The organism is Polaromonas sp. P1_F2 (assembly GCF_056405735.1).
The window spans coordinates 372,501-379,980 of record NZ_JBFUBN010000005.1 but is presented as its reverse complement, the minus strand read 5'-3'; the positions used below and the strand labels follow the sequence as shown (position 1 = coordinate 379,980).

The 7,480-nt window shown below is 64.6% G+C and carries 4 protein-coding genes; 2 read left to right on the top strand and 2 right to left on the bottom strand.

Features of this window, described 5'->3' with window-relative positions; translation table 11 throughout:
- Positions 1-319 precede the first annotated feature (319 nt).
- Entirely contained in the window at positions 320-2,017 is a 1,698-nt protein-coding gene (locus tag AC1D0O_RS13315; protein ID WP_477653984.1) for a phospholipase D-like domain-containing protein, read from the bottom strand.
- A 127-nt stretch (positions 2,018-2,144) separates the two neighbouring features.
- A complete protein-coding gene (locus tag AC1D0O_RS13310; protein WP_477653983.1) occupies positions 2,145-4,073 on the bottom strand; it encodes an ATP-binding cassette domain-containing protein in 1,929 nt (642 codons plus the stop codon).
- Positions 4,074-4,256: 183 nt separating this feature from the next.
- On the opposite strand from AC1D0O_RS13310, the gene AC1D0O_RS13305 reads away from it, so the two are divergent.
- Positions 4,257-4,736, top strand: a complete 480-nt coding sequence (locus AC1D0O_RS13305) for a (2Fe-2S)-binding protein (protein WP_477653982.1) — start codon at positions 4,257-4,259, stop codon at positions 4,734-4,736.
- A complete protein-coding gene (locus tag AC1D0O_RS13300; RefSeq protein WP_477653981.1) occupies positions 4,733-7,045 on the top strand; it encodes a xanthine dehydrogenase family protein molybdopterin-binding subunit in 2,313 nt (770 codons plus the stop codon). Before AC1D0O_RS13305 ends, AC1D0O_RS13300 begins: the two co-directional genes overlap by 4 nt.
- Positions 7,046-7,480 lie beyond the last annotated feature (435 nt).

The window sequence follows — 7,480 nt, the reverse complement described above, 5'->3', positions numbered from 1 at the left end:
CATAGTTTGTCATGGTTTGTTCATTGTGTTTTGTCACCGATCCCGATTGCCCCGTCCTGGCTGGGCCGAGGAGCGCAGACGTAGGCGGATCAGGGATCGCGCTTGTCTGAGCGAAGCGAGTTTGCGCGAGACCCCGCCGTAGTCGAGCACCGCAGGTTGCCCGAAGCGAAGCGTAGGGACCCAGACTGCGGGTCGCCTTTTCTTTGCTTACTTTCTTTTGGCGAAGCAAAAGAAAGTGAGTTGCTGCCGGCAACCCCGGCCAGCAGAATTCAGCACAACCTCAGCATCGAGAACAAGCAGAGCCTAGAGAGAAATCGATCTAAAGCATCTCATCCGGCGCAAACGGCCCAATCACCTTCAACATCAACTTCAAGCCCCAACTCGCATCAGGCTCAACCCTGGAATCCTTGAGCTGCGAGCCCTGTGGCGCGCGCCAGACCATCTGGCCTTCATCCAGTTCCACGCGGTAGGCTCCCGTGGACAGGGTCGGCTCGATCAGGCGCGTGGCTTCGGCCGAGATGGCGCGGTTGCGGATGACGATGGCGACTTCGCTGTTCTGCAGCTGGGAACGCAGGTCCAGGTTCATGGAGCCGACCACCAGCAGCCGGTCGTCCATCACCACCACCTTGGAATGCAGGCTGGCGCGGGAGCCGCTGGTGGAGCCGCCCGTGGAGCCGCCGCCCAGGGCCGAGGAGCCGAAGCTTGAGAAAGAGCCTTCCTGTTCGGCGCGCATTTCATACAGCTCTATACCCAGGTCCAGCAGCGCCTTGCGGTAGCGCGCATAACCGACGTGCGCGGCGGGCGCGTCGTTGGAGGCCAGCGAGTTGGTGAGCACGCGCACACGCACGCCGCGCTGGCGCAGGTCGGCGAACTGTTTCATCATGCGTTCGCCGGGAACGAAGTAGGGCGAGACGATGAGCAGATTGCTTTTGGCCTGCGACATCAGCTGCAGCAGCCCGTCCACGGTGGTGTCCTGGGATTCGCCGGTCGTGTCGGCGTCGGCGGCGATCTTGGACGCTTTGTCGACCAGCAGGATGGACGGCGCCCAGGTCCAGGTCAGCAGGCGAAGGTCGGTCGAGTCGGGCAAGGCGGCGGCCGCGGCGACGGAAGCCGCGGAAGCATTCGATTCGGCGATGGCGGCCTGCGTGGCGGTCGCCAGCGCCGCGGGATCTTCCCGGTTGAGGTTGGCGGGCTGTGCGCCGGGCGGTGGCCGTTTCAGGGCCTCTATCTCCGCGGCGGTCATCAGCGACTGCACCGGATAGGCCAGCGGATTGTTCCAGTACTGGTCAAAACTCGCGGACAGGTCGCGCGTGATGCGGCCTGCCGCGATCACGTCGATGTCCACAAAATTGGTCCCCTTGCTCTGGCCGAAATAGGTTTCGCCCAGGTTGCGGCCGCCGGTGATGGCGACGGCGTTGTCGGCGACAAAAATCTTGTTGTGCATGCGCCGTTGCAGGCGCGCGGCATCCTTGAGGTTGCTCAGGATGCGCATGACCATGGAGCCCCGGCCGCCGGGCAGGGGGTTGAACAGCCGCAGCTCGAAATTTTTCTCGAAGGCGAGCTTGAGCACCTGGGCGTTCTTGCCGGAGGTGTTGAAGTCGTCGAGCAGGATGCGGATGCGCACGCCGCGGCCGGCTGCTTCGCGCAGGGCCTCAAACATGCGTTCGGTGGTGTCGTCGGCAAAGATCGCGTAGTACTGGATATCCAGCGTTTTCTGCGCGGCCTTGATCAGGGTCATGCGGCTGGTGAATGCCAGTTCGGCATCGCCCACCAGCGCGAAACCGGAATCGTTGCGGGTGCCGGCTTTGGCGGCGCGGGCGGCCACCAGCGCGCCCAGCCGGGTTTCCGAGGGGTTGGCCAGGGCGGTGGACACGGGCCGCTCAACTTCGCTGGGCAGTGAGGCGCATCCGGTGATCCACAGGCTCAGGAACAGCAGGAGCAGCCAGCGCGAGCTCCCGGCTGAACGAAAAACCGGGGAGTAAGAGGGCGTGCGGCCGGCGGCAACAGGTGTCAGCATGATGCTGGTCACTGTAGCGTAAGCAGGTGTATTCACGCCCTGTGAAATCGGCGTTTCCGCCCACTCTTTCTGTAGGCGCCCGGCTCGACAGCGCGGCCGGTGCCTGCGGATCCAGTCCGGCCCTGAATCAGGAGGAGAGGGTTTCCCAGCGCTGCAGCGCGGCCATCAGCTCTTCCTCTATCTTGCTGTTGCGCGCATTAAGCTCGGCCGCCCGCTTGGCATTGGTGGTGTAAAGCGTGCCGTCGTACAGCTCCTGCTCTATCGCCTTTTGCTGCGACTCCAATTGCTGGATCAGCGCCGGCAGGCCGTCGAGTTCGCGCTGCTCCTTGTAGCTGAGCTTCTTTTTCGCGGCGGCCTCGCCCGTGCCGGCGTCCTTTTTGGGCTCGCCGCCGGACTTGCCGGATGGTTTGGGCACGGAGGCCGCGGGCTTGGCGCTGCCGGTGATCTGGGCTGCGCGTTTGGACTGGGTGATCCAGTCGGTCACGCCGCCTTCGTATTCGCGCCAGAAGCCGGGGTTCTCGGGCGTGCCTTCATAGGCGATGGTGCTGGTGACCACGTTATCGAGGAAACGCCTGTCGTGGCTGACCAGGAAGACCGTGCCTTCGTAGTTCTGCAGCAGGTCTTCCAGCAGCTCCAGCGTGTCGATGTCCAGGTCGTTGGTCGGCTCGTCCAGCACCAGCACGTTGGCCGGCCGCGCAAAGAGGCGCGCCAGCAGCAGCCGGTTGCGCTCGCCGCCCGAGAGGGTGCGCACCGGTGAGTTGGCGCGCGCGGGCGAGAACAAAAAGTCGGTCAGGTAGCTCTTGACGTGTTTTTTCGCGCCGTTGATCTCTACCCATTCGCTGCCGGGGCTGATGAAGTCTTCGAGTGTGGCGTCCAGGTCCAGGCTGTCGCGCATCTGGTCGAAGTAGGCCACCTGCAGGTTGGCGCCCTGGCGGATCTTGCCGGGTGGATTCGTCACATCGGGCTGCAGCTCGCCCAGGATGAGCTTGAGCAGCGTGGTCTTGCCGGCGCCGTTAGGGCCCAGCAGGCCGACCTTGTCGCCGCGGAGCAAGGTGCCGGTGAATTTGTTGACGATGATTTTTTCGCTGCCCGGGTGGCCGAAGCTTTTGCTCACGTCGGTGAGTTCGGCGACGATCTTGCCGCTTTTCTCGCCGCTGGAGACGTCGAGGTTGACGCGGCCGACGGCATCGCGCCGCGCCGCGCGGTTGTCGCGCAACGCTTCGAGGCGGCCTATGCGGGCCACGCTGCGGGTGCGGCGCGCTTCCACGCCCTTGCGTATCCAGATTTCTTCCTGCGCCAGCAGCTTGTCGGCCTTGGCGTTGATGACGGCTTCCTGCGCCATCTGTTCTTCTTTCTGCACCAGGTACTGGGCGAAGTTGCCGGGGTAGCTGTTCAGCTTGCCGCGGTCCAGTTCGACGATGACGGTGGCGACTTGGTCCAGGAAGGCCCGGTCATGGGTGATGGTGATGATGCTGCCGTTGAAATTGACCAGTAATTCCTCCAGCCAGGCGATGGAGTCCAGGTCCAGGTGGTTGGTCGGCTCGTCGAGCAGCAGCACGTCGGGCTTGGCGACCAGCGCCTGGGCCAGGGCCACGCGTTTTTTGGTGCCGCCCGAAAGCGAGCCGACGATGGCGTCTTTGTCCAGGTGCAGGCGGTGCAGGGTTTCCTCGACGCGCTGCTCCCAGGTCCAGCCGTCCAGCGCCTCGATTTCCGACTGCAGGGCGTCGAGGTCGGTGTTTTCGTCGGCCGCGAGGTATTGCTCTACCACGTGGCGGGTGCGGGCCAAGCCGGCGCTGGCCGCGATGAAGACGGTGGCGTGCGGATCCAGGCTGGGCTCCTGCGGCACATAGGCGATGCGCAGGTTTTGCTGCAGCTGCAGCGTGCCGTCATCGGGTTTTTCAAGGCCGGCGAGGATTTTGAGCAGGGAGGACTTGCCGGTGCCGTTGCGGCCGATCAGGCCTATGCGCTGGTTGCTCTCGAGGGAAAAATCTGCGTGGTCCAGCAGTGCGACGTGCCCAAAAGCGAGTTGGGCGTCCAGTAAGGTAATAAGTGCCATAAGGGGGCAGATTATCCGCCGCCTCGGTGACCGCAGGCATTTCCCCGGCGCGGCAAGGCCATCCGGCAGGTGTCGGGACGGCGCGTGGCAAGCCTGCAACGACGGTGGTGGCGTCGCCCTATCGCCTGCCGGAGCTCGTCTATATAGTCGTCATTCCGGCGACGCATCGCTGAGGGAGGCTTCGTGGAACTGCAAATCAATGGCCGGCTCGTCCAGGCGGACGCCGATGCCGGCATGCCTTTGTTATGGCTGCTGCGCGACGTGCTGAACATGACCGGCACCAAGTTCGGCTGCGGCGTGGCGGCCTGCGGGGCCTGCACGGTGCGGGTCGACGGCCAGGCGGTGCGTTCCTGCGTGGTGCCGGTGTCCGCCGTGCAGGGCAAGCGCATCCAGACCATTGAGGCGCTGGGAACGCCGGACAAACCCCATGCCCTGCAGCTGGCCTGGATCGCCGAGCAGGTGCCGCAATGCGGCTATTGCCAGTCGGGCATGTTGATGGCCGCCGCCGCCCTGCTCGACAAAACCCCCAGGCCGACGGACGCCGACATCGACGCGGCCATGACCAATATCTGCCGCTGCGGCACTTACCAGCGCATCCGCGTGGCCATCAAGCGGGCCGCTGGCATGGCGCCCGACGGCGCCGTGAGGAAAGCGAAGGCATGAAACGGCGAACCTGGCTGTTCAGCGCGGCGGGCGCGGCGGGCGCGCTGCTGGTCGGCTGGGGCATGCTGCCGGCGCGCTCCCGCCTGGGCAGCGCGGCACACCCCTGGCCGGCCGGCGCCGCGCCCGACCTTACTGGCGTGGTGTTCAACGGCTGGATCAAGATACGGGCCGACGGCGGCGTGGTGCTGGCCATGCCGCGCAGCGAAATGGGGCAGGGCGTGCACACCGCGCTGGCCATGCTGGTGGCCGAGGAACTGGATGTGCCGCTGGCGCGGGTCAGTCTGGAGCAGGCCGGCGCCGACGCGATTTACGGCAATATCGCCATGCTGGTCGGCAGCCTGCCCTTTCATCCGCTGGAAGTGGACGACTATGCGGCGGAAGGCGCGCCCCGGGTGCGCCCCACCAAGGTCAGGCTTGGCGAATGGATGGTGGGCAAGCTCGCCCGCGAACTGGGCATCAACGCCACGGGCGCATCGTCCAGCGTGGCCGATGCCTGGGAGGTGCTGCGCACGGCTGCGGCCACCGCCCGTGCCTCGCTGCTGGGGGCGGCATCGCTGGACTGGAAGCTGCCGGTGGACGAACTCAGCATCAGCAAGGGGGTGATTTCCCATCCCTCGGGCCCTTCGGCCCACTATGGGGAGCTGGCGAAGTTCGCCGCGGCCACGCCGCCGGGCGAAGTGAATCTCAAAAGCCGCAAGGACTGGAAGCTGATAGGGCGCAGCGCCCCGCGCCCGGACCTGCCCGCCAAGGTTAACGGCACTGCCGTCTTCGGCCTGGACGTGCGGTTGCCGGGCATGCTGTACGCAGCGGTACGGCTTTGCCCCATGCTGGGCGGTTCGGCAGGCGCCATCCGTGCCGATGTGGCGCTGGCCGCGCCCGGAGTGGAGCGCCTTGTGCGCCTGCCTGCGTATGCGGGCTCCACCGCCGGTTTTGCCGTGGTCGGCAAAACCTGGTGGCAAGCGCAGCAGGCGGCCGTGGCCGTGCCGGTGGACTGGCAGCAGCGCCCGGCCGGCGGGCTGGACAGCGGCCGGATCGGCAAGGCGCTGGAAGCCGCGCTGGACCGGGAAGAAGGCCATGTCTTTTATGAAAAGGGCGACGCCGGGAAGGCCGAAGTGGCTGCGACCCGCAAAATCGAGGCGCTGTACAGCGCGCCCTACCTGGCCCATGCCACGCTGGAGCCCATGAACTGCACCGCGCAGGTCAAGGACGGCAAGGTCTGGCTGTGGGCGCCCACGCAGGTGCCGCAAATGGCCGCAGCCATTGCCGCCCGGGTGGCGCGCGTGGCGCCCGAAGACGTCCATATCACCGTGACCCTGCTGGGCGGCGGCTTTGGCCGCAGGCTGGAAGTGGATTGCGTGGCGCAGGCAGTGCGGGTGGCCCTGGAGTGCGGGGGGCGGCCGGTGCAGCTGATCTGGTCGCGTGAGGAAGACACCACGCACGACTTCTACCGGCCCATGCAGCGGGCCAGGCTTACGGCAGGGGTGGATGCGGCCGGCAAAGTCACCAGCCTGCGCATTCGCTCGGCCGGAGATGCCATCACCCCCAGATGGATGGAGCGCAACCTGCCGGCGCTGGCCGCGCCGGCGGAGACGCCCGACAAAAGCGCTGCCGAGGGCTTGTTTGACCTGCCCTACGGCTTTGCCAGCCAGAAAATGTCGCACGTAGCGACACGCTCCGGGGTGCCCGTGGGTTATTGGCGCTCCGTGGGGCATTCGCACAATGCTTTTTTCTCTGAAAGCTTTATCGACGAGCTGGCCCTGGACGCGGGGCAGGATCCGCTGGCCTTCAGGCTCACTCTATTAGAGGAGGCGCCCCGGCACCGGGCCGTGCTGGAGCTGGCCGCCGCCAAAGCCGGCTGGGGCACGGCGCTGCCCGCAGGCCGGGCGCGGGGCCTCGCCCTGCACGAATCCTTTGGTTCCATCGTGGCGCAGGTGGTGGAGGTGTCCCTGCTTAACGGCGCCCCGCGCGTCCACCGCGTGGTGTGCGCGGTGGATTGCGGCACGGTGATCCATCCCGGTATCGTGGCGCAGCAAATGGAGGGTTCCGTCGTGTTCGCCCTGAGCGCCGCGCTGTATGGGCGGATAGATATAGAAGAAGGCGCGGTCCGGCAGAAGAGCTTTCCCCAGTACGCCATGGTGGACCTGGCCCAGGCACCCATCGTGGAGACTCACCTTGTCCCCAGTGAAAGAGCGCCGAGCGGCGCTGGTGAGCCGGGCGTTCCACCATTGGCGCCGGCATTGGCCAATGCGCTGTTTTCATTGACAGGAAAGCGCCTGCGCTCACTGCCGCTGTCCTTGAGCGAAGCGTGATTTGAAAAGTTTTTGCGGAAGTATTCGAAAACGCCAAAACAACCGTGCTATAGTCGATGGCTCTGCTGAACACAGCGAACAAATTCTTCGGAATCTGTAGCGATCGCGAAAGCGATAAGTTCAACAGAAAAAAGATCTTGAAAAGTTGACCGGGACTCAAAATTCGGTATAGAATTCAAGGCTCTGCTGAAAACGAAAGTGCTGATCGCCAAGCGATCAGGCGGCAGAAAAAAGAGTCAAAAAAGTTTGACTGGTGATCAAAAACCGGTATATAATTTGAGGCTCTGCTGATCACAGCAAGGCAAGCAAAATTCTTCGGAATCAGCGAGCTAAGCGAGAAAAGCAAATAACCTTCGGGTTGACTGGGAATTAAAAACCAGTATATAATTGAAGGCTCAGCTGATTACAGCTGACGATGAAAACAAAGCAGCAAAC

Excerpts from the sequence above, each read along its gene's own strand:
- AC1D0O_RS13315 (WP_477653984.1), bottom strand. The coding sequence starts at position 2,017 with ATGCTGACACCTGTTGCCGCCGGCCGCACGCCCTCTTACTCCCCGGTT.
- AC1D0O_RS13310 (WP_477653983.1), bottom strand. The coding sequence starts at position 4,073 with ATGGCACTTATTACCTTACTGGACGCCCAACTCGCTTTTGGGCACGTC.
- AC1D0O_RS13300 (WP_477653981.1), top strand. The coding sequence starts at position 4,733 with ATGAAACGGCGAACCTGGCTGTTCAGCGCGGCGGGCGCGGCGGGCGCG.